This is a genomic window from Shewanella sp. SM69 (assembly GCF_025653985.1).
Taxonomy (GTDB): Bacteria; Pseudomonadota; Gammaproteobacteria; order Enterobacterales; family Shewanellaceae; genus Shewanella; species Shewanella oncorhynchi.
Map to the genome: position 1 here is coordinate 525,083 of NZ_JAKKRV010000001.1, position 23,756 is coordinate 548,838.

Annotated in this window: 23 protein-coding genes; 16 read left to right on the top strand and 7 right to left on the bottom strand. The window is 44.8% G+C overall.

The annotated features are described in order from the left end of the window. Positions 1 to 7: 7 nt before the first annotated feature. The 6 genes from L5M37_RS02455 to L5M37_RS02480 all read left to right on the top strand — a co-directional run bounded on the left by L5M37_RS02455 (position 8) and on the right by L5M37_RS02480 (position 8,371). Entirely contained in the window at positions 8 to 1,246 is a 1,239-nt protein-coding gene (locus L5M37_RS02455; protein WP_263199247.1) for a sugar diacid recognition domain-containing protein, read from the top strand. Positions 1,247 to 1,455: 209 nt separating this feature from the next. Beyond that, the gene (locus L5M37_RS02460; RefSeq protein WP_263199249.1) at positions 1,456 to 2,463 is read left to right on the top strand and encodes a catalase family peroxidase; all 1,008 of its coding nucleotides are present in this window, start codon (positions 1,456 to 1,458) and stop codon (positions 2,461 to 2,463) included. A gap of 325 nt (positions 2,464 to 2,788) precedes the next feature. Continuing rightward, positions 2,789 to 4,147: a GntP family permease gene (locus L5M37_RS02465; RefSeq protein ID WP_113938868.1), complete on the top strand. Its 1,359-nt coding sequence runs from the start codon at positions 2,789 to 2,791 to the stop codon at positions 4,145 to 4,147. 232 nt (positions 4,148 to 4,379) lie between these two features. Further along, on the top strand, positions 4,380 to 5,594 hold the full coding sequence (locus tag L5M37_RS02470) for a glycerate kinase (RefSeq protein WP_263199250.1): 1,215 nt from the start codon (positions 4,380 to 4,382) through the stop codon (positions 5,592 to 5,594). A 287-nt stretch (positions 5,595 to 5,881) separates the two neighbouring features. Beyond that, positions 5,882 to 7,531 carry a pyridoxal-dependent aspartate 1-decarboxylase PanP gene (panP, locus tag L5M37_RS02475; RefSeq protein WP_263199251.1) on the top strand — a complete coding sequence of 550 codons (1,650 nt, stop codon included), beginning with the start codon at positions 5,882 to 5,884 and terminating at the stop codon, positions 7,529 to 7,531. A gap of 636 nt (positions 7,532 to 8,167) precedes the next feature. After that, the gene (locus L5M37_RS02480) at positions 8,168 to 8,371 is read left to right on the top strand and encodes a hypothetical protein (protein ID WP_263165926.1); all 204 of its coding nucleotides are present in this window, start codon (positions 8,168 to 8,170) and stop codon (positions 8,369 to 8,371) included. A 371-nt stretch (positions 8,372 to 8,742) separates the two neighbouring features. On the opposite strand, the gene L5M37_RS02485 is transcribed toward L5M37_RS02480, so the two are convergent. After that, a complete protein-coding gene (locus L5M37_RS02485) occupies positions 8,743 to 9,132 on the bottom strand; it encodes a helix-turn-helix domain-containing protein (protein ID WP_263199252.1) in 390 nt (129 codons plus the stop codon). A gap of 90 nt (positions 9,133 to 9,222) precedes the next feature. On the opposite strand from L5M37_RS02485, the gene L5M37_RS02490 reads away from it, so the two are divergent. The 10 genes from L5M37_RS02490 to L5M37_RS02535 all read left to right on the top strand — a co-directional run bounded on the left by L5M37_RS02490 (position 9,223) and on the right by L5M37_RS02535 (position 17,009). Then, positions 9,223 to 9,369: a DUF2938 domain-containing protein gene (locus L5M37_RS02490; RefSeq protein ID WP_263199254.1), complete on the top strand. Its 147-nt coding sequence runs from the start codon at positions 9,223 to 9,225 to the stop codon at positions 9,367 to 9,369. After that, positions 9,351 to 9,692 (top strand): DUF2938 domain-containing protein, encoded by a 342-nt coding sequence (locus L5M37_RS02495; RefSeq protein WP_263199256.1) that lies wholly within the window; start codon positions 9,351 to 9,353, stop codon positions 9,690 to 9,692. The genes L5M37_RS02490 and L5M37_RS02495 overlap by 19 nt, the downstream gene beginning before the upstream one ends. A 165-nt stretch (positions 9,693 to 9,857) precedes the next feature. Further along, a complete protein-coding gene (locus L5M37_RS02500) occupies positions 9,858 to 10,310 on the top strand; it encodes a hypothetical protein (protein WP_263199257.1) in 453 nt (150 codons plus the stop codon). Between the two features lie 830 nt (positions 10,311 to 11,140). Continuing rightward, entirely contained in the window at positions 11,141 to 11,458 is a 318-nt protein-coding gene (locus tag L5M37_RS02505; RefSeq protein ID WP_317630084.1) for a hypothetical protein, read from the top strand. A 57-nt stretch (positions 11,459 to 11,515) separates the two neighbouring features. Beyond that, positions 11,516 to 12,031 carry a ClbS/DfsB family four-helix bundle protein gene (locus tag L5M37_RS02510; protein ID WP_263199261.1) on the top strand — a complete coding sequence of 172 codons (516 nt, stop codon included), beginning with the start codon at positions 11,516 to 11,518 and terminating at the stop codon, positions 12,029 to 12,031. A gap of 30 nt (positions 12,032 to 12,061) precedes the next feature. Further along, positions 12,062 to 12,718 carry a Vat family streptogramin A O-acetyltransferase gene (locus tag L5M37_RS02515; protein ID WP_168823624.1) on the top strand — a complete coding sequence of 219 codons (657 nt, stop codon included), beginning with the start codon at positions 12,062 to 12,064 and terminating at the stop codon, positions 12,716 to 12,718. A 189-nt stretch (positions 12,719 to 12,907) separates the two neighbouring features. Beyond that, complete coding sequence (locus tag L5M37_RS02520) at positions 12,908 to 13,744, top strand: AraC family transcriptional regulator (RefSeq protein ID WP_263199263.1); 837 nt, start codon at positions 12,908 to 12,910, stop codon at positions 13,742 to 13,744. Positions 13,745 to 13,869: 125 nt separating this feature from the next. Then, positions 13,870 to 14,715: an AzlC family ABC transporter permease gene (locus L5M37_RS02525; protein ID WP_263199264.1), complete on the top strand. Its 846-nt coding sequence runs from the start codon at positions 13,870 to 13,872 to the stop codon at positions 14,713 to 14,715. Then, positions 14,712 to 15,014 carry an AzlD domain-containing protein gene (locus L5M37_RS02530; protein ID WP_219250232.1) on the top strand — a complete coding sequence of 101 codons (303 nt, stop codon included), beginning with the start codon at positions 14,712 to 14,714 and terminating at the stop codon, positions 15,012 to 15,014. Before L5M37_RS02525 ends, L5M37_RS02530 begins: the two co-directional genes overlap by 4 nt. 702 nt (positions 15,015 to 15,716) lie before the next feature. Further along, positions 15,717 to 17,009: an aerolysin family beta-barrel pore-forming toxin gene (locus L5M37_RS02535; RefSeq protein ID WP_212599863.1), complete on the top strand. Its 1,293-nt coding sequence runs from the start codon at positions 15,717 to 15,719 to the stop codon at positions 17,007 to 17,009. 116 nt (positions 17,010 to 17,125) lie between these two features. Here L5M37_RS02535 and L5M37_RS02540 read toward each other — a convergent pair whose 3' ends face one another. The 6 genes from L5M37_RS02540 to L5M37_RS02565 all read right to left on the bottom strand — a co-directional run bounded on the left by L5M37_RS02540 (position 17,126) and on the right by L5M37_RS02565 (position 23,657). Then, entirely contained in the window at positions 17,126 to 17,839 is a 714-nt protein-coding gene (locus tag L5M37_RS02540) for a helix-turn-helix transcriptional regulator (RefSeq protein WP_028760503.1), read from the bottom strand. Positions 17,840 to 17,948: 109 nt separating this feature from the next. Then, positions 17,949 to 18,398 carry a GyrI-like domain-containing protein gene (locus tag L5M37_RS02545; RefSeq protein ID WP_173497884.1) on the bottom strand — a complete coding sequence of 150 codons (450 nt, stop codon included), beginning with the start codon at positions 18,396 to 18,398 and terminating at the stop codon, positions 17,949 to 17,951. A gap of 88 nt (positions 18,399 to 18,486) precedes the next feature. Next, the gene (locus tag L5M37_RS02550) at positions 18,487 to 18,870 is read right to left on the bottom strand and encodes a VOC family protein (RefSeq protein WP_263199266.1); all 384 of its coding nucleotides are present in this window, start codon (positions 18,868 to 18,870) and stop codon (positions 18,487 to 18,489) included. A gap of 174 nt (positions 18,871 to 19,044) precedes the next feature. After that, entirely contained in the window at positions 19,045 to 20,766 is a 1,722-nt protein-coding gene (locus tag L5M37_RS02555) for a phospho-sugar mutase (RefSeq protein ID WP_263199268.1), read from the bottom strand. A 170-nt stretch (positions 20,767 to 20,936) separates the two neighbouring features. Continuing rightward, positions 20,937 to 22,475, bottom strand: coding sequence for a hypothetical protein (locus tag L5M37_RS02560; RefSeq protein WP_263199269.1), 1,539 nt, complete (start codon positions 22,473 to 22,475; stop codon positions 20,937 to 20,939). A gap of 195 nt (positions 22,476 to 22,670) precedes the next feature. Beyond that, positions 22,671 to 23,657: a TerC family protein gene (locus tag L5M37_RS02565; protein ID WP_131525740.1), complete on the bottom strand. Its 987-nt coding sequence runs from the start codon at positions 23,655 to 23,657 to the stop codon at positions 22,671 to 22,673. Positions 23,658 to 23,756 lie beyond the last annotated feature (99 nt).

Genomic DNA, 23,756 nt, shown 5'->3' on the forward strand with positions numbered 1-23,756 from the left:
CGCCTGTATGTATCTACTTGATTCTGTCATCGCTAAGCAAATTGTTAGTCGCACAATGAAAATCATTGGCCACAATATCAATGTGATGAACGGCCAAGGGGTGATTTTAGGCTCAGGCGACCCTAAGCGTATAGGGTCAACCCACGAAGGCGCGCTGCTGGCGATTGCCCAAAATCGCAATGTGGAGATCAGTCAAGAAGTCGCCTCAGGGCTGCATGGCGTTAAGCCAGGCATCAATTTACCCTTACATTATCAAGGACAAATTATCGGCGTTGTCGGCATTACCGGTGATCCACGTGAGCTCACCCATTATGGTGAGTTACTCAAAATGACCGCCGAAATGATTGTTGAACAAGCCAACCTGCAGGATAAATTGCAATGGGAGAATCGCCAGCGTGAAGAGTTTATTCTGCAACTGATCAAAGCAGAAACCGATGATGCACAGTTGCACCGCTGGGCAAAACAGCTCGACATTGATATCAGCCTGCCAAGAGTCGCGGCCATTATTGAGATCAGCGAGAAAAACATCCAGAAACACCATTTAAAAACCGACACAACCCCATCGGCCTTGTTCTTAGCTGAGGCATCCACTCAGCCCGCCGATGAACGCAGCCCCAGAGTCAGTGAAACCCTCAAGCAAGTGCTGCATCTATTGCAATATCCTGACCGTGGTAACTTGATTGCCATGACCTCAATGTCGCAGTTGGTGATCCTAAAGCCTGCTTTTTTAGATGGAAAACAATGGGATCCTGAGCTTGAAAATCAGCGCATCGATAAGCTGTTACAGCGCTTACCTGCCCAAATGGATTTAAACTTTAAAATTGCCCTAGGCCATTTCTTCCCCGAAAAAGGTGGGATAGCGCGCTCCTATCACACGGCTCAAGAAACTTTAGCACTCGGTAAGCAGCTCAATGCAGAAGGGAATAAATACCTATTTGAAGATTATTCTCTACAAGTGTTACTTGCAGGGCTAAAACATGACTGGCGCGGTCAGGCGCTGGCAACGCCCTATCAGCAACTCGCCAAGGCGGATAAAAACGGCCAATTACGAAAAACCTTAGCGGCTTACATCACCCACTTTGGCGATGCACAGCAATGCGCTAATGCCCTGTTTATTCATCGCAATACACTGAGATATCGCCTCGATAAAATTCAGCAAATCACCCAAGCCGACATTCAATCCCTGCATGGATTATTAAGCCTGTATCTTGGGCAATTAATTGATACTTCGACTCGCTTAACTTAACGCTCAAATGACTTAGCAACTCAACAGATTAGCCAGAAAAAAGCCCGCAGATGACGGCGCCGACCTGATGGCCAGAACAATTGAGTAAAACTTGGCCTGTACTAAAAAATTAATTGAAAGATTTATACCGTATCCCCTTTCCTATCCTTTCATATAGTATCGCGTCGATATGCTAGCGCTCTCGACTTAGTCCATTGAAAGGAATGATAATGACCTCAATCAAACTGACTTTACTCGCCAAAGCTTGTCTCATTAGCGGCATTGCGCTGACTTCACCTTCGTTAATCGCGGCCGAGAAAACCATTCCCGAACTGGTCGATGCCGTCAACGGCACACCCGATGCGGCAAGTCGCGAGGCGGGCAAAAATGTCAAACTGCGTAATCACACTAAGGGATTTTGTACCTCGGGCAGTTTTAAACCGAATCCACAATTACAACAAACGTTGGCAATTCCATTTTTTAATCAAGATAGTATCAAGGTCACAGCCCGCTTTTCCCTCGGCGGTACAAATCCGCAGATCTCAGATAAAACCGCTGGGCGCTTTATGTCACTCAAAATTGACGGCGATAAAGAAAACCTTAACTTTGTCACCACTAACGTTCCCGTTTTCTTTGCCAAAAATCTCGAAGAGTTTTTTAACTTTCAGACCAAAGTGAAACAAGGCCCTGAAGGCAAACAGTGGCTTATTGATAATCAACCCAGCGCTAAAGCTTTTTTCGACTACGTTAAACAGTTGCCTCCCAGCCCAAGTTTTGCCAACAGCCGCTACTTCGGTGTAAATAGTTTCCTGTTCAGCACGCCAAAAAACAGTGTTCAACAAGGTGAAACGGTCGCGGGTAAATGGATTTTTGAACCTGTCGCTGGTACTGCCGCGCTGTCAGCCAGTGAACTTGCCAATCACAGTGATGATTTTTTAAAGGCGGAATTACTCGAGCGCATTAAAACCCAGCCAGCACAATGGAACCTTTATATTCAACTCGCCGAAATGGGGGATGAGATTAATGACCCAACTGTGATCTGGCCTGAAACTCGCCAGCGTTTACTGGTAGGCCAAGTGATGATTAACGGTGAGCGAGACAGCGATCCCCAAGTTCAACAGTGCGATAAAGGCATATTTAACCCACTGTTATTGCCTAAGGGCATTACTGCATCTGCCGATCCCATACTCAATGCCCGCACCGCAGCCTATGTAGAATCCTTTATTCGTCGTCAATAAAGAGTCGAGTTAAGTCCCTCCTGTTTAGGATTGGCAAATAGCCCTATTTGCCAATCCTTATCGACAAGCGCCTCCCTTACCGACAAAACGCCTCCTCCTGCATTCGAATTCACCTAAGCATTTTTGTGCATGAGCACAAAAATGGCAAAACATAACGCGGTAATTCCGTGGATTTAGCCAAAGCTATTCAAACATACCTGCACAATAATAGGCTGTTCTTAAAGCAGCCCTCATTTGGACTCAGGCCCAAATAAGCACTGCGCCCTACACTATAAGTCAAAAAACTTACTCAAAAACTTCAGCCAAGAACTGAACGGGACAAACTATGAACTTAGTGCTTATTCTCATCGGCGTGATTGCATTTATTGTTATCGCGACCTCAAAATTTAAACTCCACCCCTTTTTAACCTTAATTCTGGCCGCCTTTATCGCAGCCTTCGCCTATGGCTTGCCGAGCGGAGAAATCGCTAAAACCATTACTACAGGGTTTGGCAATATTTTAGGCTATATCGGCTTAGTGATCGTCTTAGGCACTATCATAGGGATTATTCTGGAAAAAAGTGGCGCCGCCATCACCATGGCCGATGTGGTGATCAAGATATTAGGTAAACGCTTCCCGACACTCACTATGTCAATTATCGGTTATCTCGTGTCTATTCCGGTCTTTTGTGACTCGGGTTTTGTGATCTTAAACTCACTGAAACAATCGATGGCGAACCGCATGAAGGTCTCTAGTGTCTCCATGAGCGTTGCCTTAGCCACAGGTCTCTACGCCACTCACACCTTTGTACCACCAACACCAGGCCCTATCGCCGCGGCAGGCAACTTAGGCTTAGAGTCCAACTTAGGCTTAGTGATCGGTGTGGGTCTCTTTGTGGCCGCCGTTGCGGCACTCGCGGGTATGTTGTGGGCAAACCGCTTTGCCGATGTCGAGCCCGATGGTGAAGGCGCAGAAGAACTTAAAGCGCAGGCCAGTGACTATGAAACGCTGAAAAAAAGCTATGGCACGCTACCAAGTCCATTAAAAGCTTTCGCACCAATTTTTGTGCCTATCGTATTAATTTGTTTAGGTTCTATCGCTAACTTCCCTTCAGCGCCTTTGGGTAAAGAAGGTGTGTTTGATGCGCTCGTGTTCCTCGGTCAGCCCGTTAATGCCCTGATGATTGGCCTGTTTTTATCCCTGTTGCTGTTAAAGGGTGAGAATAAGATCAGCGAATTTAGCGAACGCATCAGCCAAGGGCTCGTCACTGCCGCGCCGATTATTTTAATCACAGGTGCAGGTGGTGCCTTTGGTGCGGTATTAAAAGCCACGCCTATCGGTGACTTTTTAGGTACATCACTGTCGGCACTGGGTATCGGTATCTTCATGCCATTTATCGTCGCTGCCGCGCTTAAGTCAGCGCAGGGTTCATCGACGGTAGCGTTAGTCGCAACCTCTGCACTGGTTGCGCCTATGCTTGGCGATATTGGTCTTGGTAGCGATATGGGCCGAGTATTAACAGTAATGGCGATTGGCGCAGGTGCGATGACCGTTTCCCACGCCAATGACAGCTTCTTTTGGGTCGTCACCCAATTTAGCCGCATGAGTGTCAAACAAGCCTATAAAGCCCAAACTATGGCGACCCTAATCCAAGGTGTGACGTCCATGGTAACTGTGTATGTGCTAAGCCTAGTGTTGCTCTAATATTAATGAGTTCTTGATTCAATATTGTCCCTTGGGCACATACCGTGCCCAAGATATATCTCTGTTATACGCCCTAATAATTGCAACAGATTAATGTGCCAGTGATGGATATAAATGCCCTTATATCACCTCAGTTTTAGCACAGGGATGTTGTTGCGCCCAACGTAAGTGGCCTTGGGTTTAGTGTTCAACATTGAGCCCTGTTTTATCCCATTTAGCTGTAGGATTTTTAATGAAAATAGTTATCGCCCCCGACTCATTTAAAGAAAGCTTAAGCGCGCTCGAAGTGGCCAACGCCATCGAACAAGGCTTAAAACAAGTGATACCTGACTGCGACATAATCAAAATACCCGTTGCCGATGGTGGCGAAGGCACAGTGCAATCTATGGTGGACGCCACGGGCGGCAGTATTGTCAGCTTAGAGGTCATGGGGCCACTGGGGCATAGAGTGCAAGCGCACTATGGCATCCTTGGTGAAGGCATTCTGGGCGCGGCTATGAATACAAGTTCTGCTTCAGTTTCACGTGCAGATCCAACAAGCAAATCGCCACATCAAGGCGCGATTGCCGTGATTGAAATGGCCTCAGCTTCAGGTTTGCACCATGTGCCGAGGGAGCAACGTAATCCGCTGCTTACCACAAGTTATGGGACGGGCGAGCTGATTTGTGATGCGCTTAATCGGGGGATAAAGCACATCATTTTGGGGCTAGGCGGCAGTGCCACCAACGATGGTGGCGCAGGTATGGCCCAGGCGCTGGACATTTTATTGCTCGATGACCAAGGTAAAACCTTGCCTTCTGGCGGCGCGGCACTGGTCAATCTTGCCCGTATCGATATGACCAACGCCCATCCACTACTGAGCCAATGCACTTTCGAAGTTGCCTGTGATGTTGATAACCCACTGTGCGGTGAACGCGGTGCCTCGGCGATTTTTGGTCCGCAAAAAGGTGCGACGCCTGCGATGGTTAAGCAGCTAGATGCCGCGCTCGCCCATTATGCCGATGTGATTGCCCAAAGTGGCATGAGTGATCAGCGTGAACATGCGGGTGCAGGCGCGGCGGGCGGTATGGGCCTTGGCGTAATGGCATTTTTAAATGCAGAGCTTAAACCTGGGGTTGAGATTGTAATGCAAACCGTTGGCCTTGCGGACAAAATCCGTGGCGCCGATTTAGTGATCACAGGTGAAGGCCGCATCGATGGTCAAACCGTGTTTGGTAAAACCCCAATGGGCGTGTTAAAGCAAGCCAAACTGCAGGGCATTCCCACTATCGGTATCGCGGGCTGCCTCGGTGAAAACGCTAATGCCATATTGGATCACGGTATGGCGGCTATCTTCCCTATCATCCCGCACTTAAGTCCGCTTGATGATGTGCTGGCCAATGCCAAACTAAACCTTTGCAATACCGCCCGAAATATCGGCGCGGTACTCATGTTAGGCCAGCGCTAATTTTAGGGCTAACATGAATTTTAGGGCTAATGCTCAGGCTTGATGAGTGGCTCGTCGAGTTAAACATAAAGGCGCCATAACGGCGCCTTTGCTTATTTAGGCCGCAACGCTTTGGTAACACAAAATATTAGTGCTTGATGCCTAAAAGGCCTTGCAGTAAAGTGAGCTCCCTTTTTGGTATTCCGCTGATTGAACATTTGAGAGTCACTGATCGAGCATCACTGGTCCGTTATACTCTTCGAGCCAATTTGCGGTTTCACTATAAAAATTAATAGACGGCAAGCCCCATGACCCAGAAACTTCCTCGCCAAGCCACCGCATCCGAAGCAAGTTTGCTCCGCATTTTTACTGCACCGGAAGATGCAAGCTCAACGCTGAGTATTATCGAGCAAAAGCTCTCCGAGGACTTAGCAGGCTTTTTGGGTGACAGTATCGCCGCGCTCGAAAAACCCTTGTCTGAAATTGAAACCGATTTTCAAGCCTTTGAGATCCCAACTCAGCCGCGTTTTGTCTCCGATTACACCGACGAAATCATGCAAAATTTGGTGGCGCATTCGGTACACACAGCGGCGCCAAGTTTTATCGGCCACATGACTTCGGCACTGCCCTACTTTGTGTTGCCGCTGTCAAAAATGATGGTGGGACTCAATCAAAATCTGGTCAAAATCGAAACCTCTAAGGCATTTACGCCGCTTGAACGCCAAGTGCTCGGCATGATGCACCATTTGATTTATGCCCAAGATACGGATTTTTATCAAAGCTGGATGCACAGCGCCAATCATTCCCTCGGGGCATTTTGCTCCGGCGGCACGGTTGCCAACATCACGGCCCTGTGGATTGCCCGCAACCAATTATTGAAAGCCGATGGCGAGTTTAAAGGCGTCAGCCGCGAAGGCTTACTCAAGGCACTGCGCCACTACGGCTATGACGATTTAGCGATTTTGGTCTCGGAGCGAGGCCACTACTCGCTGGGCAAAGCCGTCGATCTGCTTGGCATCGGTCGCGACAATATTATCAGCATTCCCACTGGCAGCGATAACAAGGTCGATGTCGCGAAAATGCGCCAAGCCGCCCTTGAACTTGCTAGCAAGAACATCAAAGTGTTAGCGATTGTTGGCGTGGCAGGCACCACAGAAACCGGTAATGTTGACCCACTGACAGAGTTAGCGGCGCTCGCAAAAGAGTTAAATTGTCATTTCCATGTGGATGCAGCGTGGGGCGGCGCAAGTTTATTATCCAATAAATACCGCCACTTACTCGCAGGTATCGAACTTGCGGACTCAGTCACTATCGATGCCCACAAACAAATGTACGTGCCTATGGGCGCAGGCATGGTGTTATTTAAAGACCCAGAGTTCGCCCACGCCATTGCCCACCACGCCGAGTATATTCTGCGCCGTGGTTCAAAGGATCTCGGTAGCCAAACGCTGGAAGGTTCACGCCCCGGCATGGCGATGTTAGTGCACGCTTGCTTACAGATCATCGGCCGCGATGGTTATGAAATATTAATCAATAACAGCCTTGAAAAAGCCCGCTATTTTGCCGAACAAATCAAAGCCCATGAGGATTTTGAGCTAATCACTGAGCCAGAACTTTGTCTGCTGACTTACCGTTATGTGCCCGCCAGCATCCAAGCCGCCATGCAACTTGCCTGTGAGCAAGCAGACACAGTAAAACTCGCTCGCTTTAACGAGCTGCTCGATGGCCTCACCCAGTTTATTCAAAAGCACCAACGCGAACAGGGTAAGTCTTTCGTCTCCCGTACCCGCATTCAGCCAGCCCGCTACTTTAGGCAAGCGACCGTGGTATTCCGTGTGGTACTAGCCAACCCCCTCACCAGCCATGACATTCTCAATCAAGTGCTGGTCGAACAAAGCGAAATCGCCGCACTAGATAAAGAGTTTTTACCTGCACTCATGGCGATGGTGGCTGAATAGCAAGTTTGGGATGATGAGTTTCAAATAGCGGTTTTCAGATATAAATTTTCTAATAGCAAAACAGCCGCAAAGATCTTTTCGGCTGTTTTTATTTATGGTACGAAATTAGCTGAACGTTAAAGAGACAAGATTAAGCGCTTATTCATTGTCATTTGTACGCCGAATTCAACTGCTTCCGTGACTCGCCGTGAAGCCATCCATGGCGGCTCTACGATGACATCCATGTCATCGAAGGTCACGTCAGCAGTTGAATTCGCCTTTGCTAATTTCTGCGTAATCTGCTGCATATGGAAAAATACATACCACTATCACATAGGCAGTCATGCTCCACACATAAGAGTGAAAACTAGCTTGAAAAACACCAAGGGTGTAGGTGTCTCACTCTTTAGTGAGATTAGCTTACGCGCCACTAAGACTAAGTGCCTATGGTCTTTCACTTTGAACAAATCAAACCAAAGTTTGTTAGTTTTATTTTATTTTTATATATGTTACGTTGCTCCAGTGCTTGTTTGCGGCTTGACGGGAAGTTCAGACTTTAGTTTAACTAATCCACGAAAAACACGGAGGCAGACATTTGCACCGAGAATAGTAATGTCTATGTACAAGTAAATTTTTACCAAAAAAGGATTTTATAAAATGAACATTGGAACTAAGGTTGGTCTTTTACTTTCTGTAACTGGTTGTGTGATTGGGGGATACTTCGGTCTTTCACCTGTCTATTCACTGCTACAATCAGGTGCTATATATGGACAAGAAGCTGGCTTATTTTTTGGAATTACAGGTATTGTAATTGGGAGTATGATAGCTGTGATGGCTTATTTTTCTTCGAGAAAGAATTAACAATCTAATACTATCTATATATGATGGACTAAGGCTAAAATTAATTAGCTTAGACTTAATATGAAACTTATCCATTTATTGGGCAGTATCTGGTTGGATTTGGGTTAAATACTTTTCAGAATAAATTTGTTTTCCATCACACAAGGTTGACATGGTGGGTGTTCAACGATAAGCACATCAGATCTTGTAGCACCCATTGTTTTACAGCTCCATCTATTTTAAATAAGTTTGATTAGCACGAAATAAGTTAAACGTTATTGCCAAGATTAAGTATTTATCATTCACTCCTTAGTGTGTCAAATTCAATTGCTAAATTTAAGTGACCACAATATTCCTTATACGCATAGCGAGTGATTGATTTCTATCACAGATTAAGATTCAAAAGACTTTACCGATTTCATTAGTTTTTGGAATGATGGACATTCTAAGTGATCTGATTGTGGGCAACTTGCTACATGGTTAAGACTATCTCGTATTGCTTTTAGCCGCTTAATGTTGAGATCAATATCAGATGCTTTTTTCGCCAGTAAATTACGATCAATGGTCAATTGATTCGATTCATTAAACATCGTAGTGATTTCGTTTAATGATAAACCTGCAATACGTCCAAGTGAGATAATATTCAATTTATTAATGATTTTAGGGGCATATTGACGTCTAAGTCCTTTTCTGCCAATGGATTGGATAAGTCCAATTTTTTCATAAAATCTCAATGTTGAAGGAGCTAATCCTGATTCGCGTGATACCTCTGCAATATCCATAATATTCACTCTTGACTTAAAGTCAACTTCAAGTTGTACCATGCCTGAACTATATCAATATCAGGAAAGAATACTAAGAGGGAAAACTGAATGGAAATTTCTATTTGGCTACAGTCAATATTAGTGGGTATTGGTGCCACATTAATAATGGATTCATGGTCATGGTGGCAAAAAAACGTACTTCATAATCCAACTCTTGATTATGCATTTGTGGGACGTTGGTTTATTTTTATTTAAAGAGGTCAGCTGGTTCATCGGCCTATTATGGCAACCCCATCTGTCAAAGGAGAACCTTTCTGGGTTGGTTTCTGCATTATTTTATCGGTATTATTATTGCTTTAATTCATGTATTAATCTTTGGGGAAATGTGGTTATTTGAGCCAACGTTGATACCTGCACTAATGACTGGTTTTGTTACCATAGTGTTTCCTTTCTATGTCATTCAACCTTGTCTTGGATTTAGGATTGCAGCAAATAAAACACCTTCACCATGGAAAGCTCGGTGGCTAAGTTTACTGACACATAGCGTCTATGGCCTAGGGCTATTTTTACTGCTTTAAGCCTGAAATATTTAGTTCATGTTTAAATTTAGCTATCCATTAAAAAACTTTTGTCACAATAATTTAGTTTTAGCTAAAGCAATCGCAACTTGTAAAAAACAATGCTAAGGTAATGATTCGTATAACAAGTATTGCTTTCTAAGCAGAATCTGTCGGAGAAAAAGGATGTTTATCAGATATATTTTAATGCTCACTGCCGTGCTGCTATGCCTTTACCCTGTTTGGGGATTAGTGAGCCCAGCAAGCTACTTGCAGGAGATATTAGAGGTTTATCCCGATGCGGAAGAAGCAAGTCATACTCAAGTACGAATTACGGCGGCTATTTTATGGATAAGCAATCTGACGCTATCATTTGCGTTACTATTTATTGCAAAATTCATTAAACAACCTCAAACGTACAAATTCGCGAAAATATCGTCTATTGCATTAATTAGCTATCCATTTATTCTGACGATAACAGAGGCAATTTCTCACAGTATTCTATACCGCCACCTAGAACATCCTACGTTGACAATCGAGTTTTCAGCGCAAAAATTGTTCTATTTCGTATTTGGCCTGATCATTCTGGGAATTTATCAATCCCAACAAGAGTACAAACGCGCCAAAGAGAATGGTTAATTTATCAACATATTTTGAGGAAAAACCATTGAAGTTCTTTACCTCTTTTATTTTTGCTTTTATTGGTTCAAAATTATTATTCAAATACTTCGATTTTCACTACGATATTTTTAGCGATCCTTTTGAACCATTGAAATTTATTATTGATACGGGTGTGTTCGTTGTTATTTTTATATCGACACAGATACTGTATGAAAAATATTGGGAAAAACGAATAAACAAGAACAGCCATAATTCCCCCAACTAATGCACATAAGGATAATGCACAGAGGGACCATGAATAATATATGCTGTTAACACGCTCACAAGCGCTAAGCGACCAATCGAAACCACATAGTAAGAAAGACAGGACAGGCTTGAATCTTTTAGAATTCACAGTTAACTCCGAAGTAACAGAATACACTTCCCCTCGGAGTTGCCGCAGGGCGAATAGACAAATTGTGTGAGTTCGGTCATGGATGACCGACTAGCTTTCGCAGGTGCAGGGACGCATCCTTCGGAAGCGATAGCAAATTTGGCAATGAGCACAAGGGGCTTTCAACTCCGTTGGGGCGTCTTGGAGCATCCAAGGAGGATAGGACGAGCAGTCCTCCTTGGTCGGGTGTGGGGTGAAGCCCCACGACTTTGACTTTACTTTTAAATTATTTAACGAAAAAATATTTAACGAGACACTCATTGATAAATAGTTTGAATGCACTAATTGTGAGTAACAGACTATCAGCCATACCAAAGGCTTAATGGGATTCAGGTGTGGGATGAAGCCTCACGACGTTGATTTAGCCTTTAAAAAATTAACCATCAATCACCCCCGAAATCACATAGGAACTAAGATGTTTTCCATGCGAAAGATAATTCTCCCACTGATCATGCTAAGTCTTGGCGCATTGCCTCTATATGCTCCAGCACAGGACAGCAGCGCGTTATGGGGCAAAAAATACGCTGAGGTGAAATCGAGTTTATTGGCTGCTGGCTGGGTATTAGCGCCCGTAGCAGAAGATGAAACGCCAATGACAGAAGATTACCCTGAAATAACCTGTGGTAACGGCGCGATGGCCATTTGCTCTGTCGGCTTTAAGCGAGACAATAGTACACTTGCCTTAGTTGTTGAATCTATTGAACAAGAGCTTATTGTGACAGGTGAATACTAAACAGCCCAATAGATGATGTTAAACTCAGCCTAAGCATCTAATGTAGACGAGGTAGTGATGTCATCTATCCCCCAATCAAAACAAGAACTTGAATTGGCTATTTACTCAGTTTTCCCAAAATTGATGGCAGACTATCGTTCAATCCCAGCCCAAATGTCCCGTGTGTGCAGCATAGAAGGAAACATCACAGGTACACAAATGAGTGTAAGTGATACAGTCGCTTACCTTATTGGTTGGGGTAAATTAGTGCTCAAATGGTACGAGTTAACATCGCAAGCACTCCCCGTTGATTTTCCCGATACGGGTTATAAATGGAATCAACTGGGATTATTAGCAAAGCGATTTCATCATGAATATAGCCAATGGCAATATACTGATTTACTTGATGAGTATGAAATGACAATGGAAAAATTGTCAGCGCTGATTGCGAGTCTCAGTGATCAGCAACTATACGGCATAACTTGGTACGATAAATGGACTCTGGGCCGTATGATCCAGTTCAATACTTACTCCCCGATGAAGAATATGCGTACCAAAGTACGACGATTCAAAAAAGACAATGCATTACCCTAGTAAACAACTCTTTTAAGCACGGAGGTATTCATGCCAAGTACCCACACTCACCCGCAGTTAGGTCCAAATCCCAACGATAAAGCGCCGATGAAAGGCTTTCCTCAGGTTGGCTTTCTTAAAAATTTTATTTCCCGCGAGAACATTATCGTCGGTGATTACACTTATTATGACGATCCAGCAGGTCCTGAGAGGTTCGAGTCGAATGTACTTTATCACTTTGACTTTATTGGCGATAAACTGAATATCGGTAAATTCTGCGCCATTGCGAAAGACGTGAAATTCATTATGAATGGCGCTAATCATCAAGTATCTGGCTTCTCGACTTATCCTTTTTATATCTTCGGCAATGGCTGGGAGAAAGCGGCGCCCAAGCCCGAAGATTTACCTTTTAAGGGCGACACCTGTATCGGTAACGACGTATGGATTGGTTATAACGCCACTATCATGCCTGGGGTAAAAATTGGCCACGGCGCCATTGTTGCCAGTCAATCCGTAGTAACAAAAGATGTACCACCCTACGCTGTGGTTGGCGGTAATCCTGCCACAGTGATCAAGCTGAGATTCGAGCAAACTGTGATAGATGAGCTTGTTGCCATCGCTTGGTGGGATTGGCCGATAGAGAAAATCACTCAACACCTAGAGGCTATCGCAGGTGCAGAACTCACAACATTACAGCAGGCGACCTAAATAACGCCTGTCGCGAGCAAGACTGAACGAAAAATCTCAAGCGACAAGCATTAAGCAACAAACATTAAAAAAACGCCATTAAACGCAAACAAAATCCTATATGCGCAATTTTGTACAAAAGCACTGAGGGTTTCTGGGTTACTATCAGGCACAACCCGCCCATTCATACACTAAACACGGAGGCCTAGTGTGAACACAGAACATGCGGCCTACCAGATTGCCGATGAATTAGGTGGCCTCGAGTTACTCAATGCCCACTACCATAAACAAAACTTTAGTCGGCACACCCACGAAGGTTACACAGTCGGCGTGATTGAAACGGGGGCGCAGCGTTTTTATCGCACGGGTGGCAACCATGTGGCGCCAAAGCACAGCATCATTCTCGTCAACGCCGATGAAGTCCATAATGGCTGTAGCGCCACCAAGGGCGGTTGGTCCTATCGTGCCATGTATCCAGTACCCGCGCAGTTTGCCAATATTAATAGTGAGCTAGCATCAAACCGCGGTGCACCCTATTTCCCTGAGCCCGTCGTGTACGATCCTGAATTAGCCGAATTACTGCGCTTCACCTTTACGACTTTAGATACATCGGACAATCGCTTACTGCGCGAAAGCTTGGTCTATTCAAGCTTGACACAGTTGATGACACGCCATGGCAAGAATCGCCCAAGCGATGACCTCGCTGTAATCGCTAAGCCTGCGTTAGCACTGGTGAAATCCTTTATCGACGCTCATCCTGCAGCCGACATCTCCCTTGAAGAGCTGGCAACACTCGCGGGATTAAGCCCCTATTATTTACTCAAACAATTTCAGCGTTATTACGGCTTACCGCCCCACGCTTATCAAATTCAGGCCAGAGTGAGACTCGCCAAAGGAAAAATCAAACAAGGCACACGACTACTCGATGTCGCCCTCGATTGTGGGTTTCACGATCAAAGTCACTTGAATCGACATTTTAAGAAGACAGTCGGTGTTACACCGGGGCAATTTGCCAAAGAAATAGGCCGCAATATTATCCAAGCCTAAACAACCACTTTAAGTTAATCTGCCATGCTCATTCTTGCTTTCTCCTCGATTGACTAAGCAAGCAAGCTTATCCAAGCATTTATTGTTTAACAGCAACCCCGTCGCCGCTATTTTTAGGAGCCAAAGTGACCACCGACAAGCTTATAGAACCTAATGTTTATCCTGTGCATCCATCGAAATCCAAGGCATTTTTAAAAGGTACATTAGCCATGATGCCGTTGACAATAGCGGTTGTACCTTGGGGAATTTTAGCGGGCTCCTTCGCCATTGAGGTTGGGCTAACGCCCATTGAGAGCCAAGCTATGTCGGCGATTATCTTTGCGGGCGCGGCTCAATTAGTGGCACTCGGCATGGTGAAAGCCGGTATTGGTCTGTGGAGTATCTTAATTACGACGTTACTCATCACCTCACGCCATCTGTTATATGCAATGGCGATGCGCAGTCAAATCAGTCCTTTGCCGTTAAAGTGGCGCCTGACATTGGGCTTTTTGCTCACAGATGAACTGTTTGCCATCGCTAATCAAGGCAAGTTACATAAGTTCGACCCTTGGTACGCCCTTGGCGGCGGTTTGAGTTTCTATATCGGTTGGAACATAGCCACACTACTTGGCATAGTGGCGGGCAATGCGATCGAGAATTTAGATGAGATGGGATTAGATTTTGCCATCGCAGCCACCTTCATCGCTCTGGTCGTTCCTACCATAAAAAAGCCATCGATTCTCGTCTGTGTATTAGTCTCGCTCACCCTAGCAGTAGTATGCGCCGTTTTTAAAATTCAAGCGGGACTGCTCATTGCCGCCATTGCGGGAATGACGGCAGGTGTACTTTACGCCAAAGTGACCAAGGAAGCGGAACGCGCAGAACAATCCGCCAGTCACAGTCAGCTAGCAAGCGCACAGACCAAAACAGAAGTGGATACTGGAGTTGGGACTGACATTAAGACAAAAACATTGTCAGGAGAAAAAGCATGATTTGGTTAATGATCTTTTCAATGGCGGCGGTTGTGTTTATCAGTCGTCATTTACTACTTGAGCCTAAACTACCGCTGCGATTAAGTAAGGGCACCCAAACCTTTTTAAGTTACTCGGCCCCTGCGGTACTCACTGCGATCTTTGCGCCCATAGTATTTGTGCAGGAAGGTCAGCTCGATCTGAGCCTAGACAACAGCTATCTCATCTGCGCCTTAGTCGCTACAGTGTTGGCGCTCGTCACCCGTAATACCTTACTGACAACAGTGCTGAGTATGGGACTGTTTTTCTTTATCCACTAAGTCAACAAAGAGTCAGTGTTCAGCAACGGCACTGACTCTTGCATCAATCACTTACACTGTCCCTACCACTCTTTTACACAGCCTAACCCCTCTGAGACATCGCCCCCTAGAAAATTACTTCCACGTTATCTTGATTTTCCACAATCTTCATATATTTAGACTCTTATGTCTGTGCAACTAACAGTATCGGCTTTAACGGTATTTCACACATCGACGATAATGGAAGAGTGATGATATTTATCAGCAATAACAAAGGCTCAAACAATAAAAAAAATACTTAACCTAACCATATTCAAACTATTTAGTCTCTAAAACGTCCATTCAGAAATGTTATTTACAGCATCTATTACAGCACTCATCTCAGTATAGTTCTCGGAATGAAGAGTCCATTTAAAAAGTTTTACATAATAAAATGCCGCATAAATATTAATCCACATTCAAAAACCAACCCACTAAAAATTAAAGTAAATACACTATATTATAAAGTTCTAAATACCGTTTAAAAATAAAGTGATTAACATTTTTAACCAGATTAAAACACGCCTAAAATTAATTCATTTTTATTTTGTTTAATAAAAATAAAAGTGTTAGCTTTTTAGATGTGCCTAGCAGTAATGATTATTTATATGATTCAGGACTACATATAATTGCCATCGGCGCTCTCAATGAAAGGACGTATTTTATTAAAATAAAGGAACAATCATGAGAACAAAATCTAGCCTGGGTATATTAACTTTATCCTGTTTAACCGCACTTGGAACTGTTTCTTTGTTGGCCGAAGCTGCTATTCCGAATACTATTCCAAAACTGTCAATGGTAGAACACGCAGCCCCTGATCTTGATTCGCTTAAAAATGATGCAATTAACGACCCCTCATTTATCAGCTCGTTATTCTCCTTAGGACACCATCTCGGATATGCATGGGCTGGCGGTACAGCATCCCAGTATGTTGGTGAAGACATCGAAGTCAGAAGAGAATCGAGCAACGAATACAGTCTTAAAGCCCGCTATAACGGTAATGATCCTTATGCAAGCGGCTACAGAGCGAATGAACGTTTGAAGGTAAATTTACAAAATATTCATTTCGTCACTAATCCTCAAAGTCTAAAGTTAGGTTCACCTCAAGTTTATGATCGTGAGGCTATTTATACTGCTCCTGTGGTTATCTATAACTGGGGCGATACCGAAGATACCGGTGTCGCCACTCTTAACTATGATTACACCACTAGCTGGGCCAAAACCGATAATTTCTCCTTCTCCGAAAAAATTGGCGTAACCAATAAATATGAAGTGGGTATTCCAGGAATAGGTGGAGCGAGTTCTGAAATCAGCGCCGAATTTTCTGCCAGCCAAGGTTGGAGTGAAACCGACGGCAAAAGTACAACGATTTCGAGTCAGGCGCAGTACCGCGCAATTATGCCGCCTCGCAGCAAACGTTATATTTCAATCACCCTATTTAAACAAAAGGCAGATGTCCCATACACCTCAAGTTTATATATGATGTACGATATAAAATATGAGAACTTCTTAAAATGGGGTGGTAATGCGCATATTAATCATCCGACAAATAGACCTAACTTTCCTTACACCTTTGGCGGAGCGAATGCGAATAATCTTAATGGACCAGAAGCCTTAGTCGACCAATATCTTCATCAAGATATTAACGGTTATGGTGTATGGGATTGGCCTGCAGCGATTAATTCGGCACAGTCAAAAAGTGGCTTTGAGTGGCAATTGGCGAATATTGTTAGACAACATGGCGCACCTATCAGCGGTAAATTTACAGCAATAGATTCGAGTCAATTTAATATCGATGCCAGTGAATCCTATCCACTAACGGATGAAGACATTGCTAATCGTCCTAAAAGCGCTCAAAAATTAGGACTGAGTCGTAATATTCAGGTTGCCGTCGGCGAGCTCCAAAACAATGATGAAGATGGTTTAATCAAAAAACTGAATATTTCGCAATCAAGTGAAGTCATGTTAAACAATTAAAAACGGTGAGCTTAGGCTCTCAATAACTACTATGACACCAGTATCAGAGAGATCTCGATACAACTAGCGAATTACTAGAAAGTTACTAGCAAATTAGAAATGTAATACAAAGCCACTCATTCGAGTGGCTTTTCTTTCGCTTCTGCTCGCGCCTTCGATTGCTCATCCATCAGGCAAATATAATCTTCAAGCTCTTGCCCAAGAGTGAGATCAAAATGACGGTTTAACCGCACAAGACCTGTGATGCGATCGACCCTGAAATTACGAAAATCAGCACGTAGCTCACACCATGTCAGTAAGGTCCAAGTACCACGCCAAAAATAGATGGCGAGCGGCCTAACTTCCCGCTCGGTAACATCCAGTTTGACATCTTGGTAGAAGAGTTTGACGTATTCGCGGCGCTGAGCCGCATTACGCAAGGGATCGAGGAATTGGAACTCATTGGAATCGAGGTAAAAATCCGGTGAAAACATTAGGGATTGATAGGCTTGTAATCGTTTAGGCAACACAGCTTCGACTTTAATCATCGCCTGCCTCGCGGCGCTACCAAGCTCCTTACCACCCCAAGTTTGCACCATACGCATGCCAACTTGAATCGCTTCGAGTTCGGCTTCGTTAAACATCAAGGGCGGAACATTAACCTCGTGGCGCAACAAATAGCCGACACCCGCTTCCCCTTCAATAGGAATGCCACTTAAACACAGGTCCTGCACATCACGGTAAATCGTGCGTGTAGAAACCTCTAACCGTTCAGCCAACTCTTGGGCTGTGGTCAGGCGTTTGTGTTTAAGAATTTGCACTATTTGAAATAGGCGATCAGCGCGGCGCATTAGCTCTGGTTTAACCCTTTATCTATCAATCAGTTGATTAAGTATTATTACCCTAGGTCAATCGCTGGTATGTCCTTGAATACACACTTGAGTGCTTTTACGATTTGAATCATAAAATCCCGATATAGATCTCAACCTCAGTAGCACTAAGATAGACTTCAAAATCCGTTTGATAGCGTCGCTGATGAGAGCAATCAGCCGCGCTAAAATAACCCCACACTTGTCCCCAAAGATCGATAACACACTGGGGCATATCACCCTGAGCAGTGAATTTTAGGTACTTGCCCGCGTTAAGCTCCAATGGCGTAAAATGACTTGCATCAACAGGGGCATCAATTGCCTTACCCACCAGCACAGAAAACTCGCCATTCATGTCTGACTCATAGTCATAATACACGCCATACATGGGCGAATTGAGCATAGCGGTCAGCTGGGATGATTCAAAAAAGGCTTGCCATAAACTGCCAATTTTAGCGCTATCGATAGACATTTCTGCCCGATTATTCGTGCGGGTGCTTAGTCCAAGTAACGGTCGAGCATCAATATAAACCACATCCATCTTTGTTTCTTCCATAGATATCTAAACCAATAGGTTAATGTTAGCGTCGTGCCTTAAGGGCACGACGCTAAAAATTTAACACTCGAGACTACTTATCCTTAGACCACAGACCGACTTTATTGCCTTCACTATCGGCAAATAACGCGATGTAACCACACTCTCCACCATTAATCGGCGTCACTGGCAGCAAAATATTCACATTAGCGGCAGCGAGTTTATCCACTAGCGGTTGTAAGTGGGTGCTGAAATGCAAATACACTGTGCTGCCCTGCATTGACGGCTGGCTCATACTGCACTTGACTAGCCCTATGCTCGCCGCACTCGCATCCTCAGTGACTATGCTCGCATATTCCATGCCTTCCATATCGTCACGTTTAAACTCGACCCCAAAATGCTGTTGATAAAAAGCAACGGCACGGTTCATGTCACTGACAGGAATTTCACCCCAAACTAACGGTGCAATAGATAACATTTTCACTTTCTCCTTGTTGAAAAAATATCAATGATTCAAAACCTTATTAGTACAATTCAGGACTGAATCATTAACGGGCGACAACAAGAATAAAACAAGGCTACTGACAGCATGATGTCAGTAGCCTTTTAATAAAAGTGAATTTTGGCGTTTTAACTTAACCAGCAACCAAGATTATTTTGGCAAACTGGCTTGGTGAGCCTGAATAAAATCATCCATGGCTTTGCTCGCCCTCGCTTGGGCGCTAGCTAAGGTATCTGTATCAACCATAGTTTCTACCACTTCGTAGTAGCACTTAATTTTAGGTTCAGTGCCAGATGGTCTGACGATCACCCGAGCCCCGCCCGCTAAGCAGTAAGTCAATACGTCGCTCGGTGGTAAGTCGATTTTCTCAACATTTCCATCGACAAAACGACGCTCAAGGGCCTTTAAATCATCGGTTGAGAGCACATCTAACTCACCAATCTTCACAGGTGGATGCTCGCGCAAATAGGCGCCAATATTGGGCGTGTCAGGTTTTAAGGCAATGCTCACCTGCGCATTGAGATGGAACCCATGCTCACGGTAAATTTGCTCGAGTCTGTCCCAAATCGTTTGCCCCTTCGCCACCAGCTCGGCAGTCAATTGGGCAAATGCCACCAGCGCCGACAAGCCATCTTTATCCCACACCATACTGCCAACTGTGTAGCCAAGAGCTTCTTCATAGGCAAACAGGAATTGATCCTCAGGCGAAGTTTTTGCAATCCCCACATTCATCAGCCACTTAAAGCCGGTGAGCGTGGTAAAGCTTTGCGTGCCAAAACCCTGAGCAATCTTAGATAACAGGCTCGATGACACTATCGTTGTGCCCGTAAGTCGTTGATTATCTTTAGCGTGAGATAGCAAGTAATGTCCAAAGAGCACGCCGACTTGATCGCCCGTCAACATCTGATACTCGCCATCCTCTTTACGCACTGCAACCGCAAAACGGTCGGCATCGGGATCGTTAGCACAGGCGAGCATAGCGCCGTGTTTTTTCGCCTCGGCAATCACTAAATCCATCGCCCCCTTTTCTTCAGGGTTTGGGAAGTTCACCGTCGGGAAATCGCCATCGGGTTCACGCTGGGAGGCAACCGAATACACTTGGGTGAAACCTGCATCTTTCAATACCGTTTCAGCCATTTCGGCACCCACACCGTGCATGGCGGTATAGGCTAAACTGACCTTTTCTGGAGCGGTATGGTTTTGCAGCACCTCAGCTTGCTGCACGCCATGGCGATAGCTTTGGTAAAAATCGTCCTGCAGGAGTATCAACTTACCTTGTTTTACCGCGTCATCATGCTCTAAAAACGGAATCGCTTGATTCGCGGCGCGCTCAATTTGCGCGGCAATGCCAGAGTCGTGGGGCGGAATAATCTGCGCGCCATTCTCCCAATAGACTTTATAACCATTGTATTGCGGCGGGTTATGACTCGCGGTCACCACAATGCCCGCTGCCGCATTAAAATGTTTTACCCCAAAGGCCACCAGCGGCGTTGGCGCTACTTTGGACGTTAAGCGTACCTTAATCCCCATAGCGGTGAGCACACTCGCTGCATCATGGGCAAAATTAAATGAGTCGTGGCGACCATCATAACCAATCACTACGCCACGCTCGGCGGCATCTTTAATCTGATCAAGTAGATAAGCACCAAGACCAGCAGAGGTTTGGCGGATCACCAAACGGTTCATTCCCATAGGCCCAGCACCGACGACACCGCGTAATCCTGCGGTGCCAAACTCCAAGCGACCCGCAAAGCACGCCGCGAGTTCGGCTTCATTGCCGCTATCAATTAGGGTTTGTAACTGGGCTTGAGTGCGAGGGTCTGGATCATTTTCAAGCCAATGGTTTACCTGTAACTGCAGATGGGTATTCATATCACGCCTCATTGAAAATCATTTGCAATCACCTTAGAAAAAAGCACGTAGAAGAACAAGCTAATTTGCATTAATTTCAAAATGAGCCCAGGGTTTTGCCATAAAAAACGCACTATCTAACAGGTCATGCCAGATAGTGCGTTGGTGTTAACCTTAAACAAACTTCAACATTAACGAGAGGGTAAAGTGCCATCAAATACACGTACTTTGATATTCTTTTTCAGGTTATCTTGGTCTTGTTGCCATTCTTGCCACTGGGTGAGACTGATACTGAGCTGCAATGAAAAATCAGTAGAAATCCACTGTTTTTGCCCTTGAGTATATTTAGGTGCAGGGACTATATTACTGGGTCCAACGAAGGACGCAGAACACATAAAGGTTTTGAAATACACTTGGTCAATCGATAAATCGAGGGCGCTGGGTGATGTTAAACATTGACCACTGCCCGGCTCTTGATACGAGGCAAATTGGTACAGGATTGCCGGTGTATTATTGGTACTATCAGGAACTGAAGCAGTTTGATGGCAAGATAAACAGCTACTTAATGCATTATCCGCAGGGCCATTTAGGCGCCCATTACACCCTAAGTGTCCCGCATTGGTGTGCTCATTCAAACGGCCAACGACCTCTTGAAATACGGCGCTATCCTTAAGCCCTGTGATTGGGTTTTGAGGGAATGCTGCCGCTCCCACTGTTGCTGGCGGCGTGTCATTCCCCCACATTAATCCCAGAGGTGAAATACGATCCCAAGGATTTTTCTCTTTCGCTTTAAACTGACCATCGGCGACAAAAGTTCCATAGGCCCAGCCTACGGGTGAACGGCTGTCGCGCACTGCAATATCAAACTGCAATAAGTACACATCGGCGACAGAGCGCGGGCATTGCTCTGTTTCCTGTTGGAAACTACAGGCACTGCCATCGGCGTTTTTACATACACAGAAATCACTGGCACTGATATTGGCTTGCCAAACAGGTACATTTTCAAGGAAAGGATAGTTATTAGGCGTTGCAGTAGTAAACAATAACTTGCCAATCACACTGCCTTCATTAAATGCAAAATTTTGCTGGGGCATCACAGGTGATGGTGCCCCCGTCCATACCTTGCCAATGCTGTTTGCCGCCTGAGGATTATAAAAACCCACCGCCCACATAGTGGTTTTAAGGGAGCCTTGGCCTTTTATCTCCATAGTGACGGGGGCTTCTCGGGTCAAGCCATGGATAAATTCCCGCCCACTCATGGGATCATAGGTCTGATAGGGAATATGGTACCAAGAGCGCACCTTGTTGTTACACAGATCCCAGTCTTTACTGACATCGCCTTTGTCTATGTTTCCCTCTTGGATGTACTTCATCACAGCCCAGAGGTATTGCTCAGCTTGGGTATTTTTATCACTTTCACTCAGATTTTTATCAAAGGGATTGAATTTAAGCCAAGGTGCAGCGCTATCTGGTTTGGCACTCGAATAAGCATCACTGAGGCTAAAAATAGGCCCCTTCCAGCCCGGATAGGCTTGATTGATGGTGACCTGATTATCCCACATACCTGTTTTTGTAAAAGCAGGATCTTGGAAGTAACTTGGATAGGCTCCAGTACAGGTTGAATTTGCGTTAGATCTAGTGTTGGGCGATTGCTTATCTGCAGCTTTTGCGTTGACTGTGGTCAATGAACAAACGGTGAGCAGAAGTATGGCGGTAATGTTGAGTTTCATAATATCGTCCTTGAAGAGTATTAGTCCTAAAAACTCCCTTTGTGAGCCCAAAACTAACAACGGCTCGAATTAAGCATAGACTAATTTTTAACATCTTCTGTAAAGCTTAACGATTCACATATTAAGGATATAAAAAAGGCCGTTTAGTATGACTAAACGGCCGAAACATATTGCTTATTGGACTAGCCGTCCAAGCTATTTCTCAACTTCTTGCCCGCGTGTCTTCCACAGCGAATACAAGACACCTAAGACTAACAGACCAAAAGTCACACCAAGGGACACGGCAGTTGGGATAGTAAAGTCCACTATTCCCTCGTGGTTGAAATACACTAAACCCACTTTCACCCCAATAAATACTAATACCACTGACAGCGCGTATTTAAGGTATTCAAAGCGATGCACCATAGCAGCCAACGCAAAATACAAAGCACGTAGCCCCAGAATCGCGAAGATATTCGAGGTATAGACGATGAAAGGATCTTGGGTAATCGCAAAAATAGCTGGAATACTGTCGACTGCAAACACCAAATCCGCGGTTTCCACTAAGATCAACGCCAAGAATAACGGCGTCGCCCACCATCCTTTTGTTAACTGATGATCTTCGCCACGTACCCAGAATTTTTCTTTATGCAGCGTTGGCGTAAAACGCATCTTAGTGCGTAACCATTTATAAAACTTATTGTCTTGGATATCACCGTGCTCATCGTTTGAGAAGAGCATTTTCACGCCAGTGAAAATCAAGAAGAGTCCAAATAACACAAGTACACCTTGATACTGGGCAACAAGCACAGCACCAAGACCGATCATAATGGCGCGCAACACTATTACGCCCATAATGCCCCAGAAGAGCACTCTATGTTGGTATAAACGTGGGATACCTAAGCTACTGAAGATTAACGCGATAACAAATACGTTATCCATAGACAGTGATTTTTCAATCAGATAGCCCGTTAGGTATTCCATACCGGCGGTTGAACCCTTGTACCACCAGAGCCAGGCCCCAAACAATAAGCCCATACAGATATAAAAGGCTGAAAGTTTTAAACTTTCAGCCACGGTAATTTCATGCTGCTCCTTATGCAATACGCCAAGGTCAAAGGCTAATAACGCCAGCACAAAACCGAAAAACATTAACCAAACCCAAAGCGGGTAACCCACAAATAGGGTGGTAAAAAACTCCATAAGTCTCCTTAGTAACACATAACGACTGATCTAAATCAGTAAAATTGAGCAGATAGACATTAACTCATTGTAGAAATTAAACTGTGAAATCTTATATGA

What these genes read in the sequence shown, in the direction of transcription:
- L5M37_RS02455 (WP_263199247.1), top strand. Translation starts at nt 8, where the DNA reads ATGTATCTACTTGATTCTGTCATCGCTAAGCAAATTGTTAGTCGCACA.
- L5M37_RS02535 (WP_212599863.1), top strand. Translation starts at nt 15,717, where the DNA reads ATGAGAACAAAATCTAGCCTGGGTATATTAACTTTATCCTGTTTAACC.
- L5M37_RS02470 (WP_263199250.1), top strand. Translation starts at nt 4,380, where the DNA reads ATGAAAATAGTTATCGCCCCCGACTCATTTAAAGAAAGCTTAAGCGCG.
- L5M37_RS02560 (WP_263199269.1), bottom strand. Translation starts at nt 22,475, where the DNA reads ATGAAACTCAACATTACCGCCATACTTCTGCTCACCGTTTGTTCATTG.
- L5M37_RS02550 (WP_263199266.1), bottom strand. Translation starts at nt 18,870, where the DNA reads ATGTTATCTATTGCACCGTTAGTTTGGGGTGAAATTCCTGTCAGTGAC.
- panP (WP_263199251.1), top strand. Translation starts at nt 5,882, where the DNA reads ATGACCCAGAAACTTCCTCGCCAAGCCACCGCATCCGAAGCAAGTTTG.
- L5M37_RS02490 (WP_263199254.1), top strand. Translation starts at nt 9,223, where the DNA reads ATGGAAATTTCTATTTGGCTACAGTCAATATTAGTGGGTATTGGTGCC.
- L5M37_RS02555 (WP_263199268.1), bottom strand. Translation starts at nt 20,766, where the DNA reads ATGAATACCCATCTGCAGTTACAGGTAAACCATTGGCTTGAAAATGAT.
- L5M37_RS02565 (WP_131525740.1), bottom strand. Translation starts at nt 23,657, where the DNA reads ATGGAGTTTTTTACCACCCTATTTGTGGGTTACCCGCTTTGGGTTTGG.
- L5M37_RS02485 (WP_263199252.1), bottom strand. Translation starts at nt 9,132, where the DNA reads ATGGATATTGCAGAGGTATCACGCGAATCAGGATTAGCTCCTTCAACA.
- L5M37_RS02500 (WP_263199257.1), top strand. Translation starts at nt 9,858, where the DNA reads ATGTTTATCAGATATATTTTAATGCTCACTGCCGTGCTGCTATGCCTT.
- L5M37_RS02465 (WP_113938868.1), top strand. Translation starts at nt 2,789, where the DNA reads ATGAACTTAGTGCTTATTCTCATCGGCGTGATTGCATTTATTGTTATC.
- L5M37_RS02515 (WP_168823624.1), top strand. Translation starts at nt 12,062, where the DNA reads ATGCCAAGTACCCACACTCACCCGCAGTTAGGTCCAAATCCCAACGAT.
- L5M37_RS02460 (WP_263199249.1), top strand. Translation starts at nt 1,456, where the DNA reads ATGACCTCAATCAAACTGACTTTACTCGCCAAAGCTTGTCTCATTAGC.
- L5M37_RS02510 (WP_263199261.1), top strand. Translation starts at nt 11,516, where the DNA reads ATGTCATCTATCCCCCAATCAAAACAAGAACTTGAATTGGCTATTTAC.
- L5M37_RS02480 (WP_263165926.1), top strand. Translation starts at nt 8,168, where the DNA reads ATGAACATTGGAACTAAGGTTGGTCTTTTACTTTCTGTAACTGGTTGT.
- L5M37_RS02530 (WP_219250232.1), top strand. Translation starts at nt 14,712, where the DNA reads ATGATTTGGTTAATGATCTTTTCAATGGCGGCGGTTGTGTTTATCAGT.
- L5M37_RS02545 (WP_173497884.1), bottom strand. Translation starts at nt 18,398, where the DNA reads ATGGATGTGGTTTATATTGATGCTCGACCGTTACTTGGACTAAGCACC.
- L5M37_RS02505 (WP_317630084.1), top strand. Translation starts at nt 11,141, where the DNA reads ATGTTTTCCATGCGAAAGATAATTCTCCCACTGATCATGCTAAGTCTT.
- L5M37_RS02540 (WP_028760503.1), bottom strand. Translation starts at nt 17,839, where the DNA reads ATGCGCCGCGCTGATCGCCTATTTCAAATAGTGCAAATTCTTAAACAC.